The organism is Streptomyces sp. NPDC058231 (genome assembly GCF_042882275.1).
Lineage (GTDB): Bacteria > Actinomycetota > Actinomycetes > Streptomycetales > Streptomycetaceae > Streptomyces.
On record NZ_JBHVWN010000002.1, the window covers coordinates 242,846 to 263,403 of the forward strand.

A 20,558-nucleotide genomic window follows, 5' to 3' on the forward strand; every position below is an offset into this window, starting at 1 on the left:
ACCGCACGGCGGACGTCCGGAGCGGCACGGTGACCGGCCGGGACGCCGAGCCGGACTCAGCGGAGCCGGGCGACCCGCCAGACGGCCAGCGCGACCAGGGCGGCGCACACGGCCACGTACAGGGCGATCACCCGCCAGTCCGGGCGTTCCCCGGACCCTCTGGGCGGCAGGCCGGGCCAGGTGTGGCCCACACGCCGGGCGGCGGTCATCGCCCACCCCGCGGCGCAGCAGCTGATCAGCAGACCGAGCATGGCGACGACCGCGCCTCCGTCGCCGAACTCGAAGGCGAGCGGGAAGGCGAACATCAGCGAGCCGACGGCGGCGAGCGTGACGATCGGGGCGAGCTGCCAGATGCGCAGACGGCGCACGGGCCGCAGCTCGACCTCGACCTCGGGGGCCACCTGGGGCTCGTCCGGCCCGTCGGGGCTCAGGCGCGCCATCTCGTGCTGTGCGTCCGGTGCGTCGTGCTCCATGTCGCGAGGGCCGGCCTCCATCGCCACGCGCCCTCCCAACTCGGACTCCACTGATCGATCGATGCTCGATGATGGCACGCTCACGGTCGCCTTAATGACGGGCAGGGCGTCCCGATGCCATCACGTGATCAGGCTGTAACCGCCCGTTCGACCAACGCCAGCGCCTTGTGCGGGAGTTCTCCGCGGTGCTCCGCGGCGCCGCTCAGCCAGTGGACGCGCGGGTCGCGGCGGAACCACGAGTCCTGCCGACGCGCGAAGCGTTTGGTGGCGCGGACCGTCTCGGCGCGCGCCTCGTCCTCGGTGCACTCCCCGGCCAGCGCGGCGAGCACCTGCTGATACCCCAGCGCGCGGGAGGCGGTGCGCCCTTCGCGCAGGCCCCGCTCCTCGAGTGCGCGCACCTCCTCCACGAGACCTGCCTCCCACATCCGGTCGACCCGGAGCGTGATGCGTTCGTCGAGCTCGGGACGGGCCACGTCGACACCGATCTGAATCGCGTCGTAGACCGCTTCGTCACCGGGAAGGTTGGCGGTGAACGGCTTGCCGGTGATCTCGATGACTTCGAGGGCCCGGACGATGCGGCGGCCGTTGCTCGGCAGGATGGCCCGGCCGGCGCCGGGGTCCGCGGCGGCGAGCCGGCCGTGCAGCACCGCCGAACCGTGCTCCGCCAGCTCCTGCTCCAGCCTGGCGCGTACGCCGGGGTCCGTACCGGGGAACTCCAGGGCGTCGATGGCGCCCTTCACGTACAGCCCGGAGCCGCCGACCAGCACCGGGGTCCGGCCCTCGGCGAGCAGCCGGTCGATCTCGGTTCGGGCCAGCCGCTGGTACTCCGCCACGCTGGCCGTCTCGGTGACGTCCCAGATGTCCAGCAGCCGGTGGGGGACGGATCCGCGCTCGGCCGGGGTCAGCTTCGCGGTACCGATATCCATCCCCCGGTAGAGCTGCATGGAGTCGGCGTTGACCACTTCGCCATCGAGCCGCTGGGCCAGAAATACCCCCAGATCGGACTTTCCGGCTGCAGTGGGACCGACGACGGCGATGACCCGCGGTGCGGGAGATGGACTACTCACCGCCCCAGTCTCGCAAACGTCCGGCCGTCTCCCCGAACGAGTTACGTGACGGCACGGAGCCGGAGTCGTTTGCTGTTGCGAGGTTTCGCGTGCCGATCCGGCGCACGAGGGGAGACCGGTCGGCGAAGGTCCGACGGACCGGCGCGCCCGACTGGCGCAACGGGCACCCCGGGCGGCGCGGAACGTCGCTCACACGAGTAAAATATGGAGCAAATATGGGCATTTTTTCACGGTTTCGCCGTTCGTCCTCCGGGACGGTCGAGTCATCGGCCGAGGTCCCTCCCGCGTTGACGGCGGACGCCCCGCCCGAGGCTCCGGCTGACAGGTCGGCGGCCTCCGCCGGCCGGGAGCCCGCCGAGGGCGTGGACATCCCGAAGCAGCAGTCGGCCGGTGAAGCGGCGGACAACGAGGCCGCGGACGACGCCCGCACTTAGTCCCCAGCAGGGAAGGTGTCCGATGGGCTTCCTGGACAATCTGAAGGCCAAGCTGAGTCCGGCGAAGGAGAAGGTCGGCGATCTCGCGCAGCAACACGGCGCGAAGATCGACCACGGCATCGAGAAGGCTGCCCGCACGGTCGACCAGAAGACGAAGGGCAAGTACACCGACAAGATCGAGTCCGGCACGCAGAAGGCCAAGGACGCGATCGAACGTCTCTCCCACAAGGACGAGGGCGCCCGCGGGAACGAGCGTGGCACGCCGCCGCCCGCGGCCTGACCCCACGGGTTCGAGAGCCAGGCGTGTCCGCGCACGGGGGCGGCCGTGGAGCGATGTCGCCCACGGCCGCCACCTGTGTGATCCGGATGCGTCCGGCCCGGTCTCAGGACCAGGTGGCGACCATGTATCCCACGCCGTACGGGGCGTCCTCGTACAGCAGCCTGCCGCTCAGACCGGCCCCCTCCGCCGCGCCCGCCAGTACCTGCCAGGGCGCCCGGCCCGCCGCCTTCAGTTCGTACGCCAGCGACTCGTCCAGCGTGCTGAGCACGGCGAGGTCCGCGGCGCCCAGTGCCTGCGCCACCTCGGTGTCGAACGAGACGGCACGCTCGTCCAGGTAACCGGGGGCCTTGAGCGTGCGGCAGGCGCTGCCGTCACCCATCACCAGCAGGGCCACCCGACGGGCCCGGGCAGCCAGCTCCCGTCCGGCGTCGGTGCAGCGCTCGGCTTCGAGGGTCTCCCCCACGCCGAGCCCCTCGACCGGTGCGTCCGCCCAGTTCGCACGGGTCAGGAGCCACGCGGCGACCGCGAGGGACTGCGGCAGCGGTCGGCCGTCCGCGGCGTCGAGTCCGCCCCCGAGCCCCAGCCGTACGTCGATGTCGACACCGAATCCCCTGAAGGAGCCGGGTGCGCCTTCGGGGTGCGGTCCGCGGCCCTCGGGATCCGCGGGCCCGATCACGACCAGCAGATCGGGGCGGGCCGCGGCGAGCACGCCCAGGGCGTCGATACACGCGGTCCTCGCGGCCCGGAGTTCGGGCGCGGCACCGGCGGCGACCTCGGGTACCAGCAGGGGCGGACAGGGACAGACGGCTGCGGCGACAAGCATGCCCGGCAGCGTACTGCGTCGGCCGCTGCCCCCTGTCCGTGCAGTCCGCGGGGCCCTCTTCCGTCCCGCTACGGGGTCAGTCGCATCCGCAGCCGGGGGCCGCGGCGGGCGGGAGCGGCGCCGGGGCGCCGATACCGGGCAGACCCAGCATCACTCCGGCCGGCTTGGCGGCGGCTGCGGCCGTGCGCTTCTCCCAGGCGTCCCCGGAGCGGGTCCGGCGCACACCGAGCGGCGCGCCCTCGGCGAGCAGGTGATGAGGGGCGGCGTAGGTGATCTCGACCGTGACCACGTCGCCGGGGCGCACGTCCTCGTCCGGCTTGGTGAAGTGGACCAGACGGTTGTCGGGAGCGCGGCCGGAGAGCCGGTGCGTGGCGCCGTCCTTACGGCCCTCGCCCTCCGCGACCATGATCTCCAGGGTCCGGCCGACCTGCTTCTTGTTCTCGTCCCAGGAGATCTCCTCCTGGAGGGCGGACAGGCGCATGTACCGCTCCTGGACGACCTCCTTCGGGATCTGCCCCTCCATGTCGGCGGCCGGGGTTCCGGGGCGCTTGGAGTACTGGAAGGTGAAGGCGTTGGCGAAGCGCGCCTGTCGTACCGCATGCATGGTCTGCTCGAAGTCCTCCTCGGTCTCGCCGGGGAAGCCCACGATGATGTCCGTGGAGATGGCGGCGTCCGGCATCGCGGCGCGCACCTTCTCGATGATGCCGAGGAAGCGCTCCTGGCGGTACGAGCGCCGCATCGCCTTCAGGATCGTGTCCGAGCCCGACTGCATCGGCATGTGCAGCTGCGGCATGACGTTCGGGGTCTCGGCCATTGCCGCGATCACGTCGTCCGTGAAGTCCCGGGGGTGCGGCGAGGTGAAGCGGACCCGCTCCAGGCCCTCGATCGTCCCGCAGGCTCGCAGCAGCTTGGAGAAGGCCTCCCGGTCGCCGATGTCGGAGCCGTACGCGTTCACGTTCTGGCCGAGCAGGGTGATCTCGGAGACGCCCTCGGCGACCAGCGCCTCGATCTCGGCCAGGATGTCGCCGGTGCGGCGGTCCTTCTCCTTGCCGCGGAGCGCCGGGACGATGCAGAAGGTGCAGGTGTTGTTGCAGCCGACGGAGATGGAGACCCACGCCGCGTAGGCGGATTCGCGGCGGGTGGGGAGGGTGGAGGGGAACGCCTCCAGTGATTCGGCGATCTCGATCTGCGCCTCCTCCTGGATCCGGGCGCGTTCCAGGAGCACCGGCAGCTTGCCGATGTTGTGCGTCCCGAACACGACGTCGACCCAGGGGGCCCGCTGCACGATCGTGTCGCGGTCCTTCTGCGCCAGACAGCCGCCGACCGCGATCTGCATCCCGGGCCGCTTCGTCTTCATCGGGGCGAGCCGGCCGAGATTGCCGTAGAGCTTGTTGTCCGCGTTCTCCCGCACCGCGCAGGTGTTGAAGACGACGACATCGGCGTCACCGTCGGCGCCCTCGGGCGCACGCACGTACCCCGCGCCCTCCAGCAGCCCCGACAGCCGCTCGGAGTCGTGGACGTTCATCTGGCACCCGTAGGTGCGCACCTCGTACGTTTTCAAACCCTCTACCTCGCTCATCTCGTCCACCAGGGTACGAGGTCGCGGGGGCACCTCGCCGCCCCCTTCCGCGGGCCCGGCCCTGGCCATCACGGGGAGTGAGCTGGCAGGATCGCGCCATGCTCCGCGCACTGTCCCGAACCGGCCGCCGGCGCACCCTTCAGGGGGGCGCCGCTCTCGCCGCCGTTCTCGGGCTGCTGCTGTGGTGGGTACTGCCGCTCGGGGAGCCGACGCCCAGCGGATCGCTGACCTTCAGCACCGGCGTGCGCAGCGGGGTCTACCAGCGGTACGGGGAGCGGCTGCGGGGCGTGCTGGCCAAGCGCATGCCCGAGGTGTCGATACGGCTGCAGACCAGCGAGGGTTCCCAGCAGAACATCGAACGCGTGGCGACCGGTAAGGCCGACTTCACCATCGCCACGACCGACGCCCTCGCCACCTATCTGCGGGACGGCAAGCCGGGGGCCGAGCGGCTGCGCGGCTGCGTCCGTCTGTACGACGACTACATCCAGCTCGTGGTGCCCCGGGGTTCGGACATACGGAAGGTCTCCGACCTCGCCGGCAAGCGCGTCGGCGTGGGGCAGAGGGGTTCGGGGGTACGGCTGGTCGCTGACCGTCTGATGACGGCTGCGGGCCTCGATCCGACGCACGGCATCACCCCGGTCCCGGCCGGGATCGACACGATGCCGGATCAGCTGCGGAACGGTCTGCTCGACGCCTTCTTCTGGTCCGGCGGGCTGCCGACCACCGCGGTGCAGCAGCTGTCGGACCGGTTCGCGATCAGGCTGGTGCCGCTGGAGGCCCCGCTGATCAAGCAGCTCCGGGCGGCGGGTGGGCCGACCCGCTACTACCGCTCGGCGGTGATGCCCGCCGACGCCTACCGCAACGCCCAGCAGGGACGGGCCGTCACGACCGTGGCCGTCGCCAACGTGCTGGTCACCACGGACCGCACGGATCCGGCGATGACCGAGGCCTTCACCCGGACCGTGATCGACAGCCGGGACCGTATCGGGAGTGAGGTGCACGCGGCGCAGCTGGTGGACCTCCGGACGGCGATCTACACCGATCCGTTGCAGTTGCACGACGGGGCGAGGCGCTACTACCGCTCGGTCAAGCCGTGACGCACCCGGGCGGGGCGCCCGGGCGGTCTCCCCACGCCGTCGCCGCTGCCCGCCGCGTCCCTGGGACTGCCGTCGTCAGCCGTTGGGCCCGTTGCGCGGCACCGTGACCGTCACCCGCAGTCCGTTCGGTTCGTGCGGTGCGTAGCTGAGCTCACCGCCGCCCGCGGCGAGCAGCGCGCCCGAGATGGAGAGACCGAGACCGGATCCCCGGACGTTCTGGTGCTGGGAACTGCGCCAGAACCGGTCGCCGATCCGTTCCAGCTCCTGGTCGGTCAGCCCCGGCCCGCGGTCGGCGACGGCGACCGTGACGGTGTCGCGGCCGGCCGCGACCGTCACACGGACCTCCTCACCTGCGGGAGTGAACTTGCACGCGTTGTCGATGACGGCGTCCAGAGCGCTGGAGAGCGCGATGGGGTCGGCCCAGGCGGTCACCGCGGACGCCCCGTCCACCGTCAGCCGTACGCCGTTCTCCTCAGCGAACGGCCGCCACGACGCCACTCGCTCCGCGGTGAGCGCGCCGATGTCCGTGAGCCGGAGGTCGGCCGCGGTGTGTTCGGCCAGCGCCAGGTCCAGCAGGTCGTCGAGGACCTGCGCGAGACGTTTGCCCTCCGTGCGCACGGAGGCGATCTCCTCGTTCCCCTCGGGGAGTTCGAGCGCGAGCAGCTCGATGCGCAGCAACAGCGCGGCGAGCGGGTTGCGCAGCTGGTGGGAGGCGTCGGCGACGAAGGCGCGCTGCTGCTCCAGCACTTCCTCGACGTTGTCGGCCATCTCGTTGAACGAGCGGGCCAGCCGCCTGAGTTCCGGCGGCCCTCCGGAGGCCACCACCCGGGATCTCATCCTGCCGCTGGCGATGTCGTGGGCCGCGGTGTCCAGGGTTCGAACGGGGAGCAGGACCCAGCCGGTCAACCGGATCGCGGCGCCGACGGCCACCAGCATCGCGACCGCCTCGCCGGCGGCGATCAGCAGCCAGCCGCGCAGGGTGCGGCTGCGCATCTCGCTGGTGGGCGAGTCGAGGACCACGACGGCGACCACGTCGCCGTCCCGCACGACAGGCGACGCGACGACGACACGGCCGTGCTGCCAGGGCCAGACCTGCGGCGGATCGTGGCTCCGGCGCCCGAGCAGGGCCTCGCCGAAGGCCTCCCGGCCCGCCCCTTCCGCGGGGAGTCGCCAGCTCGCCGGGGCCTTCGCCATGGCCGTGTCGTCGCGGTAGAAGACGCCGGCCCGGATTCCGTACACCGAGTCGTACATCTCCAGCTCCGCCTGCAGCACGCGGCGCCGCTCGTCTCCCCCGACCGCGGAATCCGTGACGAACTGGGCCAATGCCGCGAAGCGTGCCGTGTCGTCGATGCGGTCGACCACGACGCGCTGCTGCTGAGCGGCGGCCACGCTGACCGCCAGCGGGAAACCGAGCGCGAGCAGCACGGCGGCCATCAGGACGATGAGCAGCGGCAGAAGACGGGTGCGCACCGGGGACGTACGCCTTTACGCGGACGGGGCGACGAGCCGGTAGCCGACCCCGCGCACGGTCTCGATCAGCGCGGGCAGCCGCAGCTTGGAACGCAGGGACGCGACATGCACTTCGAGCGTGCGCCCCGTCCCTTCCCAACTGGTGCGCCACACCTCGCTGATGATCTGTTCCCGGCGGAAGACCACGCCGGGCCGCTGGGCGAGCAGCGCGAGCAGATCGAACTCCTTGCGGGTGAGCTGCACTTCGGCGCCGTCGACACTGACCCGGCGGGTCGGGAGCTCGATGTGCACATGCCCCAGACGCAGGGCCGCGACCGGCGTCTGCACCGTGTCCTCGCCGGACGACTTGCGCCTGCTGACCGCGTGGATGCGGGCGAGGAGCTCCCCGGTGTCGTAGGGCTTGACGACGTAGTCGTCGGCGCCGAGGTTCAGACCGTGGATCCTCGAACGCACGTCGGCCCGCGCGGTCACCATGATCACCGGTATGGAGGTGCGCTTGCGGATCTTCCCGCACACCTCGTAGCCGTCCTGGTCCGGCAGTCCGAGGTCGAGGAGCACGACACCGAAGGGCTCCGCGTCCGTGGGTAGGAGGGCCTTCAGCGCCTCCTCGCCGCTGCGTGCGTGCACGACCTGGAATCCGTGCCGGGCGAGCACCGCGGACAGGGCGGCCGCCACATGGTTGTCGTCTTCGACGAGCAGTAGTCTCATGGCCTCCCTTTCGTCTCGCCATCGGCCCGCGACGCGGTCTTCCGCACCCCGGCACCCGCTCATACTCCCCGGCACTTCCCCGTACCGCGGCGTTTCACATAATCACGTACCAAGGCATCCACTCCGATGTCCGGGATTCAGTCAAGGGCGCTCCCATTACATGGGTGTTTCCGTTATGCACCCGGTACGCCCCCGGTATCCCGCCCACTGCCCCGTTCACGCGGAGTGTCCGGTTGCCGCCGGATCGTTATGCTCAATTTCCGCTCAGATGTAATGACGGTGGTCGCACTGCGTCACTAGGGTCCTTCCCAACCGAGGAGGACGGAGCAAGAAGCCGATGAGCGGAGTTTCAGTGACCAAGGCCGCCGAGGATGCCGCGCCTGCGGCGAACGACCTTGTCGTACTGAGCAACGTCAACAAGCACTTCGGCGCGCTGCATGTGCTCCAGGACATCGACCTGACCATCGCACGGGGCGAGGTCGTGGTCGTCATCGGGCCCTCCGGGTCCGGGAAGTCCACACTGTGCCGCACGATCAACCGCTTGGAGACGATCGACTCGGGCGCGATCTCTATCGACGGCAAGCCACTGCCCCAGGAGGGCAAGGAGCTCGCCAGGTTGCGTGCCGACGTCGGCATGGTCTTCCAGTCGTTCAATCTCTTCGCGCACAAGACGGTGCTCGAGAACGTGATGCTGGGTCAGCTCAAGGTCCGTAAGGCCGACAAGAAGGCCGCCGAGGAGAAGGCCCGTTCACTGCTCGACCGGGTGGGCGTGGCGACGCAGGCCGACAAGTACCCCGCCCAGCTCTCCGGCGGTCAGCAGCAACGAGTGGCCATCGCACGGGCGTTGGCGATGGACCCCAAGGTCATGCTCTTCGACGAGCCGACCTCGGCACTCGACCCGGAAATGATCAACGAGGTGCTGGAGGTCATGCAGCAGCTCGCCCGGGACGGCATGACCATGGTCGTCGTCACCCACGAAATGGGCTTCGCACGCTCGGCGGCCAACCGTGTCGTCTTCATGGCGGACGGGAAGATCGTCGAAGAGGCAACGCCCGACCAGTTCTTCAGCAACCCGCGCAGTGACCGGGCAAAGGACTTCCTTTCGAAGATCCTGCACCACTGATCTCCGGATCAGCCGTTCACTCACATCGCGCCAACTCTAGGGAAGTTCACCATGCAGCTTCGTAAGGTCACCGCCGCATCGGCCGCCGTGCTCGCGCTCGCTCTCACCGCCACCGCCTGTGGCTCCTCCGACGACAAGGGCGGCGACTCGGCGGGCGGCGGCAAGAAGATCACGATCGGCATCAAGATCGACCAGCCCGGCATCGGTCTGAAGACGCCCGACGGCAAGTTCACCGGTTTCGACGTCGATGTCGCCACGTACATCGCCAAGGAACTCGGTTACGACGCCAAGGACATCACCTTCAAGGAGACCAAGAGCGCCGACCGCGAGACGGCGATCGAGCGCGGTGACGTCAAGTTCATCGCCGCCTCCTACTCGATCAACGACGAGCGTCTGCAGAAGGTCGACTTCGCGGGCCCGTACCTGCTGGCGCACCAGGACATCCTGGTCCGCTCCGACGACAACTCGATCAAGTCCCCGGCCGATCTGAACAACAAGAAGCTGTGTTCGGTCACCGGCTCGACCTCGGCACAGAACGTGCACGACAAGCTGGCACCGAAGGCCGACCTCCAGGAGTTCGGTGGCTACTCGGAGTGCCTGACCGGCCTGGAGAACAAGGTCGTCGACGCACTGACCACCGACGACAGCATCCTGGCCGGCTTCGCCTCGCAGAAGGAATTCCAGGGCAAGTTCAAGCTGGCCGGCTTCAAGATGAGCAACGAGAACTACGGCATCGGCCTGAAGAAGGGCGACGCCGACCTCAAGAAGAAGATCGACGACGCGCTCACCAAGATGGTCTCGGACGGTTCCTGGGACAAGGCCGTCAAGGACAACTTCGGCCCGGCGAACTACAAGAACGAGCCCGCCCCGAAGATCGGCAACGTCGTCAAGTGAAGCAGGGCTGACAGGGCGCGCCGCCACTGACGGCGGCGCGCCGTGCCCTCCTACACGCGGAAGCGCGGGAGATCGTGTTCGACTTTCTTGATGTTAACGACCTGTTGGGGGCCTTCTGGGTGACGGTGAAACTCACCGTCTACTCCGCCCTCGGCTCCCTCATATGGGGAACGCTGCTGGCCGGCATGAAGGTCAGTCCGGTCCCCCTGATGCGCGGCTTCGCCACTGCCTATGTGAACGTGGTCCGGAACATTCCGCTGACCGTGATCATCGTCTTCTCGTCGCTCGGCCTGTTCCAGACGCTCAGCGTCAAACTCGGCGCCAGCGACTTCACGAACATCAACTTCCGGCTCGCCGTGCTCGCGCTGAGCGCCTATACCGCGGCCTTCGTGTGCGAGGCGCTCCGGTCCGGCATCAACACCGTCCCGGTCGGCCAGGCCGAGGCGGCACGTGCGCTCGGGCTGAGCTTCGCCCAGGTGCTGCGGCTGATCGTTCTCCCGCAGGCGTTCCGGTCAGTGGTCAACCCGCTGTCCAACGTGCTGATCGCGCTGACGAAGAACACCACCGTCGCTTCCGCGATCGGAGTGGCGGAAGCCTCGTACCTGATGAAGGGCCTGATCGAGAAGGAAGCACAGCTGATCCTGATCTCGGCCGTCTTCGCGTTCGGCTTCGTCGTTCTGACCCTCCCGACCGGCCTGATTCTCGGCTGGGTGAGCAAGAAGGTGGCGGTGAAGCGATGACTTCCGTCCTCTACGACGCCCAGGGGCCGCGCGCCAAGCGGCGGAATATCCTTTACACCGTGCTGTTCGTGCTCGCCGCCGCGGTCGTGGTGTGGTGGGTGTACGACGGTCTGGCCTCCAAGCACCAGCTCGACTGGATCAAGTGGAAGCCATTTTTCACCAGCTCCCAGCCCTGGGAGACGTACATCTGGCCCGGCCTCCAGAACACGCTCAAGGCGGCGTTCTTCGCCCTCGTCATCGCCTTGCCGCTCGGCGCCCTGTTCGGGATCGGCAGGCTCTCGGACCACCGATGGCTGCGGATGCCGGCCGGTGTGGTCGTGGAGTTCTTCCGCGCCATCCCCGTGCTGATCCTGATGATCATCGCGAACGCGACGTACTCGGAGTACACGAACATCAGCACCGATGTGCGTCCGCTGTACGCCGTGGTGACCGGCCTGGTGCTCTACAACGCCTCGGTGCTCGCCGAAATCGTGCGGGCGGGTATCCACTCCCTTCCGCAGGGCCAGACGGACGCGGCCAAAGCGATCGGCATGCGCAAGGGCCAGATCATGGTGTTCGTGCTGCTGCCGCAGGCGGTGACCGCGATGCTGCCCGCGATCGTCAGTCAGATCGTCGTGATCGTGAAGGACACCGCCCTCGGCGGGGCGGTGCTGACCTTCCCCGAGCTGCTGGCGTCGGTCCGCCCCCTGAGTGCGAACTACGGCGCGAACACCATCGCGTGCTTCACGATCGTCGCTCTGATCTACATCGTGGTGAACTACGCGCTCACTTCGTTCGCGAGTTGGCTGGAGGGTCGGCTGCGGCACAGGAAGAAGAGCACGGGCGCCGTGGTCGGTGCCGCACCCGGCGGCGGTCTGGAGACCATCGGTGCGCCGGCGCTCAGAGTCGATGACGGAGCCTCCGCCTGACGGCTCGCAGAATCTCGTTCCGCAGGGGCGCCGGTGCATGCACCGGCGCCCCTCGCCGCGTTCCGGTGTCACTTGACGCAAGCACCGGCAGTGGGTTGCATACGTTCTGTGATCGCCGACCGAACCCCCGCTTCCGCATCCACCCTTCCGACCGTACGGGCCCAGGGAGTCGCGCCGTGGACCCGGTGATCGTCGTCGGCGCCGGGCCCGTCGGCCTGACGCTGTCGCTGGCCCTCGCCGCGCAGGGCGTTCCCTCGGTCGTGCTCGACGAGGATCCGGGGCGGGACGAGACACGGCCCGCCCGGACAGTGGTACTGCGCGAGGACACCACCGCCCTGGTCGAGCGGCTCGGATGCAAGGCGCTCCGGAACGAGGGCGCCCGGTGGACGGGCTGGCGGTCCATGCGGCGCAAGCAGCTGGTACGCGAACTGCCGATCGGTGAGGACTCCCCGTACGGTGATCCGCTGCCCGCCCCGATCCATCTGCCGCAGCACGCCCTGATGCGCGGGCTGCGGGCCGCGGTCGCGGAGCAGGGGCTGGTGCACATGGCGCCGCTCAGCCGGATCGACACGCTGGAGCAGGACCCGGCCGGAGTCACCGTGCACACCAGGGAGCCCGACTCGACCTGGTGGCGCGGGAGTTACCTGGTCGGCTGCGACGGTGCCAGATCCACCGTCCGCAAGCTCCTGGACATCCGGTTCCCGGGACGCACGGCGGTGGAGCGGCATGCTGTCGCCGCGCTGCGGACCGAACTGCCCTGGCCCGGTGAGGCCGTGCTGCACCGGCTGCCGCCCTGGCGCACCGGTGGGGCCGAGGTCACCGCGCGGCCGCTGCCCGACGGCGCGTGGCGGCTGGACTGGCTGCTCCCGCCGCGCAGCGAGCTCGTCACCCCCGATGCCCTGATCACCCGGGTCCGGGACACCCTGGCCGGCTGGTGCGGCGGCGAGACACCGCCGTACGAACTGCTGGACACAGGGGTCTACACGCTGCATCACCGGCTGGCCCGGCGCTGGCGCGTCCAGCGGGCCTTCCTGGCCGGAGACGCCGCACATCTGCTGGGCGCCCTGGGTACGCAAGGGCTCGACGAGGGGCTCCGGGACGCCGAGAACCTGGCCTGGAAGCTGGCACATGCCTGGCATCACGGCGCCTCCGACCTGCTGCTCGACAGCTACCAGGCGGAGCGCCGGGCAGCGGTCGCCGCCCGGCTGCGCGCCGCGGACCAGTCACTGCCGATACTGCGCGGCGGCGGAGGGCTGCGGACCCTGGTCCCGGGGAGCGCACGGGGGCACGACTCACTGCTCGCCGACGGTCATCTGGGATCCGGCCCGCTCGGTGCGCCCCCCTCGTACGCGCACTCCCCCCTTGCGCCTCCGTACGCCGAGGCGCACACATCGGTGGGTACGCCCCCCGGCGCGCCGGTAGCCGATGTGCGGGTGACGGCACCCGACGGCACGACGGTGAGGCTGCGCGAGCGGCTGGGGTACGGGCACCTGCTGGTGGTGCTGGTCGCCCCGGGAACCGGAGTGTGGGACCGGCGCCACTGGCTGACGGCGGGCGTGATGCCCCGGCTCGTCGAGGCGGTCGACGCCCTGCCGGTGCGGGGCGAGCTCCTGGTGACCGAGGCCTACCCGGGTGCACCGGCCCACACCGTGCTGCTGATCAGGCCGGACGGCCACCTGGTGGCATCGTTCGGCGGGGTCCGGCCGGCGGAGCTCTTCGCGGCGGCGGACGCGGCGCGCGGCGGTCCGCCACGTACCTCCGTACGTGCCGACCAGACCGCAGACATCAATTGACCGCTGCGGGCGCACGTGGTCTACTCCGGAACATGACCGACACCGATGTGCGCCTGTGGCGGAGGGTCCATATGGACCTCGTCCGCTATGCGGGCTGCGTGTGTCGCCCGTCCTGCTGAATCGCCCTCTCCCTGCCGCGGTGTGCGCTCTGTCGTACGCCGGGCGTCACGTGCGAACTCCCGGGACGGTCCCTGTGTCAGCCTCTCCCCCACCCTCCGTGCACCCGTCCGCCGCCGGTCCGGACACCCGTCCCGGTGCCGGTCCGACCGCCGCGGAGCTGCTCGACTTCGTCCGCCGCACGGCTGCGGACGCCGGTCTCACCTCCTCGCTCCCCCTCGATCCCGAGGGCCGCACCTGGATCCGGCTCGACGGGCCCGGTGGCTGCGAGGCGTGGCTGATCGGCTGGCCGCCCGGCACCGGCACCGGCTGGCACGACCATGCCGACTCGATCGGCGCATTCACCACCGCGGCCGGCGCGCTCACGGAACTGTCGCTCGCGGCGCGACTGCCCACCGACGGCTGGAAGACCCTCGAACTGACCGAAGGTATCGACCGGTCACGGACGTTGACGGCCGGTCAGGGGCGGGCTTTCGGCCGGCACCATGTCCACGAAGTGCTGAACGAGTCCGCCACCGAGCACGCGGTCTCCGTCCATGCGTACTATCCGCCGCTGCCGCGGATCCGGCGCTACAGCCGTACGGGGGCGGTGCTCCGCCTCGAGCACATCGAGCGTCCGGAGGACTGGCAGTGAGCGACGGGCGCAGGACCGGTGCGGAGCGGGTGGGGATCGACGAGCTGCTGGAGCGGGTCAGGGCCGGGTTCGACCGGATGGGTCCGCACGAGGCGGCCGAAGCCGCGGCCTGCGGAGCGTTGCTGGTGGACATCCGCTACGCGGCGCTGCGCGACCGGGACGGGCTGATCCCCGGGGCGCTGGTCGTCGAGCGCAACGAACTGGAGTGGCGGCTCGACCCGCGCGGAAGCCATCGCGCGCCGGAGGCGGTCAGCCATGACCTGCGGGTGGTGGTGGTCTGCAACGAGGGCTACGCGTCGAGTCTCGCCGTCGCGTCCCTGCGGCAGTTGGGGCTGCACCGGGCGACCGATCTGATCGGCGGTTTCCAGGCATGGCGGGCGGCGGGGCTGCCCGTCGACGACTGACGCGCAGCGCCGCGGGGTCACTGCCTGGACGTCACCGCCTCCACCGGGCTGATCTTCAGTGCGAGCCGGCCCAGCAGTGCCGAGGCGGCCAGAGCCAGCACCGCGGCAGCACCCAGCACCGTCGCGTACACCAGGGGCCGCACGGCGGGCCCCTCGCCGCCGGTCATGCCGATACTGAAGGCAGTCAGTACGGCGAGGGCGATGCCGCTGCCGAGGACGGCTGCGATCAGCAGAACCGACAGGGCTTCGATACGGAGCATCCGCAGCACCTGGCGGCGGGTGGCGCCTGCCAGCCGGAGCATGGCGAACTCCCTGATCCGCTCGGACACCGACATGGCCAGGGTGTTGACGACCGCGATCGCGGTGAAGGCCAGGACCAGGCCCATGACAAGGTAGTTGACCTCGGCGTTCGCCTGCTGCCGGTCCGCCTGCAGCCGGTCGGCGGTGGCTGGGGTGAGCACGGCGACGCCGGGGAACTTCCGCAGCGCGGCGGTGAGACGCCCCCGGCCGCTGTGCCCGGCAACGAGGACCGTGGCGGCGAGGGGGTTGTCGATGTGACGGGCGACGAGGTCGTGAGGCAGGGTCAGGTCGCCGAATCCGTGGCCGCGGACGTGGACGGCGGCGACGGTGAGGGCGGCGGGTGTGCCGTCGCCGAGATGCAGTTCCAGCGTACTGCCGGGGTGCAGCCCCAGCCGTTCGGCGGCGAGTTCGCTGACTGCGGCGGTGCCGGGACCGGCGGCGAAACCGGCGAGTGAACCGCTGGTCACCTCCGGATCCCAGGTGCGGGAGAGGCCTGCCTGGGTGACTCCCTGGGCCGTGAACTTGTCGAGGCCGACCCTGACCGTGGTCCGTACGACCTCGGTGGCGGCCGTGACACCGGGAGTCGTACGCACGGCCTCGGCGGCCGCGGAGGGGCCACCGGGGCCCTGCGCGGTGAGGACCCAGCCGGCACGGATGCCTTCGCGTGCCTGGGCGCGGGCGGCGTCCCCGAGCGTGGGCGGGACGAAGAGAACCGTGCAGGTCATGCCGATGAGCAGGGTGAGCGGAGTGACTACGGCGGCCATCCGGGTGGAGTTTCCACGGATGTTCGCGGTGGCGAGAGCGCCGCCGGAACCTGCCGCGCGGAGCGGCCCGGAGAGCAGCGCCGCCGCCCACCGGACGAGGAGCGGACCGAGCAGCGACACCGCCGTGGCCAGCACCACGACGGCCAGGAAGGTGACGGGCGTCGAGGCCGCCTCGGTGCGGAGGCTGCTCAGTACGGCCACGAGGGCTCCGCCACCGGCAAGCAGCGCCAGACCTGCGACGGTCCGGACCGGGGCCGGGCGCCCGCGCTCGACCGCGGACTCGGCCATGGCCTCGGCAGGGCGGATTCGGGTGATCCGGTGGCCGGAGATCCTGGCGGCCGCCCAGGCGCCGAGCAGCGTGACGGCCGCCGCGGCGAGGGCCGGGAAGATGCCCGCGATGCGCTGCAGCGAGGCGGGGATCGCACCCATGTCGATGAATCGACCGTACAGCCAGGTGGCGAGGGGCAGTCCGGCGAGCGAGCCGAGTACACCGGCCACGGCTCCGACGAGCAGCGCCTCACGGCCGAGCAGGCGCCGGACCTGGCGCGGGGTGGCGGCGATGGCGCGCAGCAGGGCCAGTTCGCGGTGGCGCTGCTGGATGGTGAGCGCGAAGGTGCCGACCACCACGAGGAGCGAGGTGCCGCCCATCGCGCCGCCCATGGAGACGAGCATGACACGGGCGCCGGCGGCGTCCAGGAATTCGACGGGCCCACGGTCGTCCCCCGTTGCCACCTGGGCGGTGGTGCCTTCCAGTGCCTGCTCCACCTGCCGCCTCAGCGGGGCGGGGTCGGTGCCGGGCGCGGGCACCACACCGAGGGCGGTGACCTGGCCGGGGCGGGCGGCAAGGCGCCCGGCCTCGGCGCCGGAGAAGAAGAGGGAACTCTGCAGCCGCAGGTCACCGCGGTGGGCCGGGGCCGCGACGCCGCTGACGCGGTAGGAGCGGGGAGCTCCGGTGGACTGCACGGTGAGCCGGTCTCCGGGCCCCAGACCGGCCCGCTCGGCGAGACCGCGGTCGATCACCACGTCGTGGGCGGAGGCAGGGGCGCGGCCTACGACGAGTGCGAACGGCGTGAGGGAGGCGGAGGCCCAGGAGTGTCCGTACGAAGGCACCGAGGACCGGGAGGCGGCCCGGACGACGGGCTCGGCGAGGAAGGTGAGTTCCGGGACCACCTTCCGTACACCGCTCAGGTGCCGGATCCGGTCGGCGGTGGCCGCGGGAAGCCAGGCACGCTCGGCCACGGGCTTCGCCTTGTGCTTGATCTTCGTCCTCCCATCACCCTTGCGCTTGACGGTGGTCCGGTGGACGTTCTGATCTGCGGAGACGACGAGCGGGGCCGCGGCATACCGCTCGGTGGCGATCCTTCCGCGCAAGCCGGTCTCCAGCAGCGTGCCGCAGGCGGTGATGAGGGCGGCGGCGCACATCAGGGCGAGCAGGGCACCGAGGAAGCCGCCCTTGCGGGCCCGGATCGTCCGCAGGGCGTAGCGCAGCATCATGACGCGTCCGTCTCTCTTCTGTCGTCGATGCCCGCGAGGTCCGGGGCCGGGAAGGCGAGCCGCCGGGTGTGCACGGTGCGGGCGCCCGGCGGGGTGCGGGCGTCGGGTCGTTTGTAGCGGTTCATGAGGGCGATGTACTCCTCGAAGAACGCCCGGAGTTCAGGGAGGGTGAGCCGGATGGAACCGCGCGAGTAGGGGAACGCGTCGATCCACTCGTCCTGTTCGTCCGGCTGGCCGCTGTCGCGCTGGAGCCGCTCGAAGAGGGCGAGGTCGGCGGCGTACGCACGGCGATCCAGCTCGTCCATGACGAGCCGCACCCCGGGGCTCCGGCGGGACCGGGGCGGGAAACGCCGGTCACCCGGTACGGCCTGCCACCACCTCACCCGCCGCGCACACGGTTCGTCGGCCGTGGGCGTCCTCCACGAAGCCGTACCGGGCCAGTTCACGCAGGTGATAGCTGGTGGCCCCGGTGTTCAGCCCCAGGGCGCGGGCAAGGATCGCGGATGTCGCGGGGCCGTTCGGGTGAGGTGCTGGAGAATCTCCGGGCGTCGCGGCTGGGCGAGCGCGCCGAGAGCGGCCAGCCCTGCGATCTCGGTACCACCGGGCTTCTCTGCCATGCGTCACACACTGCTCTGCGCACAGACACCTGTGCACTGGAGCGTGCCCGCGTCTTCGTGCGGGGGGCTTACCCCCGGCGGCGGCTCCCCCTGTCCCCCGGATCCGCCCCGACACACCCGAACGCCTCACCCCGGTGGGGAAATTTCACCTCAAGGCGGACATTCGCCTCAATACCCTAGGACCGATATGACGGAGACACCCGCCCATGCCGACCACCGCCCTCACCCCTGACCAGCTCGACCGCCAGGCCACCCGCCTCCATGACACGGAGGCCTGGCAGCAGATCGTCACGGGCTGGGGCATCACCACCCCCGAACCGGTCCGCCCCGTCCAGCCCGCCGGCGCACCGCAGCCGCCGGACCGACACCCTGCCGACTGGCGTGACCTGCTGTCCGTACCGGTCGACCGGCTGATCGCCGAATCGGTCCGCTCGACGCCACCGGCCGCACCCCCCGAGCGCCCCCTGCCCGGACGGCTCGGCGCGGCCCTCCCCGACCGTTTCCACGCCTGGCGTCGCATCGGGCAGCCCGAGCTGCGACCCTCCACCCATCTCGGCTACGCGCGGCAGATCCTGACCGAATGGGGCTGGCAGAACACCCCGTACCGTCTGCGGAACGCCCGCGGCGCCCGGTGCATCTGCGGCGCACTTCTCACCGCGCACCGCCTGGGCTACGGCTCTCTCGACACCGTCGACCGGGCCGGCGCCTGGATCGTCGCCGAACTGCGCTCCATGGGCTGGACCGGCCTCATCGGCCCCTGGAACCGTCATCCCGGCCGCACCGCGGCGGACGCCGTGGCCCTGCTGGACGCCGCCATCCGTCGCGCTTCGCATGCCGGGCAGTGACCCCCACACCTCCCCGCCGCGCGGCGATTCCGGCCGCCCCTCCCCGGTTCCCGTTGTGCGTACGCCCCGACCGGGACACCCTCAGAACGGCTCGTCCAGCCCTTCGGTGTCCTCGCCCTCTTCCTCCAGCGCCTGGCGCACCACGCGCAGGGCCATGCCCTCCCCGTATCCCTTGCGCGCGAGCATTCCCGCCAGGCGCCGCAGCCGCTTGTCGCGGTCCAGGCCCCGGGTGGAGCGCAGCTTGCGCGCGACGAGCTCGCGGGCGGTCTCCTCCTCCTGTTCGGTGTCGAGCTGCCCGACGGCCTCGTCGATCACCGCCGAGTCCACGCCCTTCGTACGCAACTCCCGGACGAGAGCGCGACGGGCGAGCCCCCGTCCGTGGTGCCGGGACTCCACCCAGGCGTCCGCGAACGCCGCGTCGTCGATCAGTCCGACATCCTCGAAGCGGGACAGCACCTCTTCGGCGGCCTCGTCGGGGATCTCCCGCTTGCGCAGGGCATCCGCAAGCTGCTTACGCGTGCGCGGAGTCCCGGTGAGCAACCGCAGGCAGATGTTGCGCGCCTGCTCGACCGGGTCTCGCGGCTCCCCCTTCTCGGCCCTCGACGAGGAAGGGGAGCCGCCGCTCCTGGAGCGGGAACGGGCGCGTCGGCCCGTATCCTCACCGAATCCGCCGCCCGAGCCGCCCCCGTGACCGAGGCCGGCCTCCGGCTCGTATGCGGGCGTGGACCCGGCCGTGCGTCCGGTGGCGGATCCGGGGTCGGCAGCGCTGTCCGGCCACTCCGTACGACGTGTCACGGTCTAGCTCTTGGCCGCCGCAGCCTTGGCCGGCTTGGCCTTGCCGGCCGGAGCGGGCACCGACTTCGCGCCGTCGGCCGCAGCCGCAGTCGCAGCGCCGCCCGCCGCGTCCGCACCCGGCTCGGTGGCCGGGGCCGCCTCCGGCCTGACGCCGATACCCAGCTTCTCGAGGATCTTCTTCTCGATCTCGTTGGCCAGGTCGGGGTTGTCCTTGAGGAAGTTGCGGGCGTTCTCCTTGCCCTGGCCGAGCTGGTCGCCCTCGTACGTGTACCAGGCGCCCGCCTTGCGCACGAAGCCGTGCTCCACACCCATGTCGATCAGGCCGCCCTCACGGCTGATGCCCTGGCCGTAGAGGATGTCGAACTCGGCCTGCTTGAACGGCGGCGCGACCTTGTTCTTGACGACCTTGACGCGGGTGCGGTTGCCGACCGCGTCGGTGCCGTCCTTCAGCGTCTCGATGCGACGGATGTCCAGGCGCACCGATGCGTAGAACTTCAGCGCCCGGCCACCGGTCGTGGTCTCCGGGGAGCCGAACATCACGCCGATCTTCTCGCGGAGCTGGTTGATGAAGATCGCGGTGGTCTTGGACTGGTTGAGCGCGCTGGTGATCTTACGGAGGGCCTGGCTCATCAGCCGGGCCTGCAGACCCACATGCGAGTCGCCCATCTCACCCTCGATCTCCGCACGCGGCACGAGCGCCGCGACGGAGTCGATGACGATCAGGTCGAGAGCGCCCGAGCGGACCAGCATGTCCACGATCTCGAGTGCCTGCTCACCGTTGTCCGGCTGGGACAGGATGAGGTTGTCGATGTCGACGCCGAGCTTCTTCGCGTACTCGGGGTCCAGTGCGTGCTCCGCGTCGATGAAGGCCACCGAGCCGCCGAGCCTCTGCGCGTTCGCCACCGCGTGCAGCGTCAGCGTCGTCTTACCGGAGGATTCCGGTCCGTAGACCTCCACCACGCGGCCGCGCGGCAGGCCGCCGACGCCGAGAGCGACGTCGAGCGCGGTCGACCCGGTGGGGATCACCTCGATGGGCTCGTTCGGCCGCTCGCCGAGGCGCATCACCGCACCCTTGCCGAATTGCCGTTCAATCTGTGCGAGCGCGGCGTCCAACGCCTTCTCGCGGTCGTTTCCTGCCATGGGTTCCACCCGATTTGCTTGAGTCGATCGCTTCACGTCAAAGACGCTAACCCCTGCCA

At 70.6% G+C, this 20,558-nt stretch carries 22 protein-coding genes; 12 read left to right on the forward strand and 10 right to left on the reverse strand.

Going from position 1 to position 20,558, the window contains the following annotated elements; translation table 11 throughout:
- Nucleotides 1-56: 56 nt before the first annotated feature.
- Together ACFVXE_RS02555 and miaA are read right to left on the reverse strand one after the other, a co-directional pair.
- On the reverse strand, nt 57-494 hold the full coding sequence (locus tag ACFVXE_RS02555) for a hypothetical protein (protein WP_389668506.1): 438 nt from the start codon (nt 492-494) through the stop codon (nt 57-59).
- A gap of 107 nt (nt 495-601) precedes the next feature.
- Nucleotides 602-1,540 (reverse strand): tRNA (adenosine(37)-N6)-dimethylallyltransferase MiaA, encoded by a 939-nt coding sequence (gene miaA / locus ACFVXE_RS02560; RefSeq protein WP_389668422.1) that lies wholly within the window; start codon nt 1,538-1,540, stop codon nt 602-604.
- Nucleotides 1,541-1,755: 215 nt separating this feature from the next.
- On the opposite strand from miaA, the gene ACFVXE_RS02565 reads away from it, so the two are divergent.
- The gene (locus ACFVXE_RS02565; protein ID WP_389668424.1) at nt 1,756-1,974 is read left to right on the forward strand and encodes a hypothetical protein; all 219 of its coding nucleotides are present in this window, start codon (nt 1,756-1,758) and stop codon (nt 1,972-1,974) included.
- Between the two features lie 22 nt (nt 1,975-1,996).
- The gene (locus ACFVXE_RS02570) at nt 1,997-2,254 is read left to right on the forward strand and encodes an antitoxin (RefSeq protein WP_389668426.1); all 258 of its coding nucleotides are present in this window, start codon (nt 1,997-1,999) and stop codon (nt 2,252-2,254) included.
- A gap of 103 nt (nt 2,255-2,357) precedes the next feature.
- Here the strand turns inward: ACFVXE_RS02570 and ACFVXE_RS02575 are convergent, their stop codons facing one another.
- Nucleotides 2,358-3,077: a class III extradiol dioxygenase subunit B-like domain-containing protein gene (locus ACFVXE_RS02575; protein WP_389668428.1), complete on the reverse strand. Its 720-nt coding sequence runs from the start codon at nt 3,075-3,077 to the stop codon at nt 2,358-2,360.
- 76 nt (nt 3,078-3,153) lie between these two features.
- Nucleotides 3,154-4,656: a tRNA (N6-isopentenyl adenosine(37)-C2)-methylthiotransferase MiaB gene (miaB, locus tag ACFVXE_RS02580; protein ID WP_389668430.1), complete on the reverse strand. Its 1,503-nt coding sequence runs from the start codon at nt 4,654-4,656 to the stop codon at nt 3,154-3,156.
- Between the two features lie 98 nt (nt 4,657-4,754).
- On the opposite strand from miaB, the gene ACFVXE_RS02585 reads away from it, so the two are divergent.
- Nucleotides 4,755-5,753, forward strand: coding sequence for a TAXI family TRAP transporter solute-binding subunit (locus tag ACFVXE_RS02585; protein WP_389668431.1), 999 nt, complete (start codon nt 4,755-4,757; stop codon nt 5,751-5,753).
- Between the two features lie 75 nt (nt 5,754-5,828).
- Here ACFVXE_RS02585 and ACFVXE_RS02590 read toward each other — a convergent pair whose 3' ends face one another.
- Together ACFVXE_RS02590 and ACFVXE_RS02595 are read right to left on the reverse strand one after the other, a co-directional pair.
- The gene (locus tag ACFVXE_RS02590) at nt 5,829-7,223 is read right to left on the reverse strand and encodes an ATP-binding protein (protein WP_389668433.1); all 1,395 of its coding nucleotides are present in this window, start codon (nt 7,221-7,223) and stop codon (nt 5,829-5,831) included.
- A 15-nt stretch (nt 7,224-7,238) separates the two neighbouring features.
- A complete protein-coding gene (locus ACFVXE_RS02595) occupies nt 7,239-7,931 on the reverse strand; it encodes a response regulator transcription factor (protein WP_389668435.1) in 693 nt (230 codons plus the stop codon).
- A 337-nt stretch (nt 7,932-8,268) separates the two neighbouring features.
- Here ACFVXE_RS02595 and ACFVXE_RS02600 point away from each other — a divergent pair, with 337 nt between their 5' ends.
- The 8 genes from ACFVXE_RS02600 (at nt 8,269) to ACFVXE_RS02635 (ending at nt 14,544) form a co-directional block, all read left to right on the forward strand.
- Nucleotides 8,269-9,054 carry an amino acid ABC transporter ATP-binding protein gene (locus tag ACFVXE_RS02600; protein WP_389668437.1) on the forward strand — a complete coding sequence of 262 codons (786 nt, stop codon included), beginning with the start codon at nt 8,269-8,271 and terminating at the stop codon, nt 9,052-9,054.
- Between the two features lie 51 nt (nt 9,055-9,105).
- Nucleotides 9,106-9,948 (forward strand): glutamate ABC transporter substrate-binding protein, encoded by an 843-nt coding sequence (locus ACFVXE_RS02605; protein WP_389668439.1) that lies wholly within the window; start codon nt 9,106-9,108, stop codon nt 9,946-9,948.
- A 74-nt stretch (nt 9,949-10,022) separates the two neighbouring features.
- Nucleotides 10,023-10,688, forward strand: coding sequence for an amino acid ABC transporter permease (locus ACFVXE_RS02610; RefSeq protein ID WP_389668440.1), 666 nt, complete (start codon nt 10,023-10,025; stop codon nt 10,686-10,688).
- The gene (locus ACFVXE_RS02615; protein ID WP_389668442.1) at nt 10,685-11,596 is read left to right on the forward strand and encodes an amino acid ABC transporter permease; all 912 of its coding nucleotides are present in this window, start codon (nt 10,685-10,687) and stop codon (nt 11,594-11,596) included. The genes ACFVXE_RS02610 and ACFVXE_RS02615 overlap by 4 nt, the downstream gene beginning before the upstream one ends.
- Before the next feature lie 176 nt (nt 11,597-11,772).
- Nucleotides 11,773-13,389 carry an FAD-dependent monooxygenase gene (locus tag ACFVXE_RS02620; RefSeq protein ID WP_389668444.1) on the forward strand — a complete coding sequence of 539 codons (1,617 nt, stop codon included), beginning with the start codon at nt 11,773-11,775 and terminating at the stop codon, nt 13,387-13,389.
- Nucleotides 13,390-13,421: 32 nt separating this feature from the next.
- The gene (locus ACFVXE_RS02625) at nt 13,422-13,508 is read left to right on the forward strand and encodes a putative leader peptide (RefSeq protein WP_311605579.1); all 87 of its coding nucleotides are present in this window, start codon (nt 13,422-13,424) and stop codon (nt 13,506-13,508) included.
- A gap of 98 nt (nt 13,509-13,606) precedes the next feature.
- Nucleotides 13,607-14,140: a cysteine dioxygenase gene (locus ACFVXE_RS02630; protein ID WP_389668508.1), complete on the forward strand. Its 534-nt coding sequence runs from the start codon at nt 13,607-13,609 to the stop codon at nt 14,138-14,140.
- Nucleotides 14,137-14,544: a rhodanese-like domain-containing protein gene (locus ACFVXE_RS02635; RefSeq protein WP_389668446.1), complete on the forward strand. Its 408-nt coding sequence runs from the start codon at nt 14,137-14,139 to the stop codon at nt 14,542-14,544. Before ACFVXE_RS02630 ends, ACFVXE_RS02635 begins: the two co-directional genes overlap by 4 nt.
- A 17-nt stretch (nt 14,545-14,561) precedes the next feature.
- Here the strand turns inward: ACFVXE_RS02635 and ACFVXE_RS02640 are convergent, their stop codons facing one another.
- Entirely contained in the window at nt 14,562-17,102 is a 2,541-nt protein-coding gene (locus ACFVXE_RS02640) for an FtsX-like permease family protein (RefSeq protein WP_389668448.1), read from the reverse strand.
- Nucleotides 17,099-17,407 (reverse strand): hypothetical protein, encoded by a 309-nt coding sequence (locus ACFVXE_RS02645; protein ID WP_389668450.1) that lies wholly within the window; start codon nt 17,405-17,407, stop codon nt 17,099-17,101. The genes ACFVXE_RS02640 and ACFVXE_RS02645 overlap by 4 nt, the downstream gene beginning before the upstream one ends.
- A 518-nt stretch (nt 17,408-17,925) precedes the next feature.
- On the opposite strand from ACFVXE_RS02645, the gene ACFVXE_RS02650 reads away from it, so the two are divergent.
- Nucleotides 17,926-18,564 carry a hypothetical protein gene (locus ACFVXE_RS02650; protein ID WP_389668452.1) on the forward strand — a complete coding sequence of 213 codons (639 nt, stop codon included), beginning with the start codon at nt 17,926-17,928 and terminating at the stop codon, nt 18,562-18,564.
- Nucleotides 18,565-18,645: 81 nt separating this feature from the next.
- Here the strand turns inward: ACFVXE_RS02650 and recX are convergent, their stop codons facing one another.
- Nucleotides 18,646-19,359, reverse strand: a complete 714-nt coding sequence (recX, locus tag ACFVXE_RS02655) for a recombination regulator RecX (protein ID WP_389668454.1) — start codon at nt 19,357-19,359, stop codon at nt 18,646-18,648.
- Nucleotides 19,360-19,362: 3 nt separating this feature from the next.
- Nucleotides 19,363-20,499, reverse strand: a complete 1,137-nt coding sequence (gene recA, locus ACFVXE_RS02660; RefSeq protein ID WP_389668456.1) for a recombinase RecA — start codon at nt 20,497-20,499, stop codon at nt 19,363-19,365.
- Nucleotides 20,500-20,558: the final 59 nt, after the last annotated feature.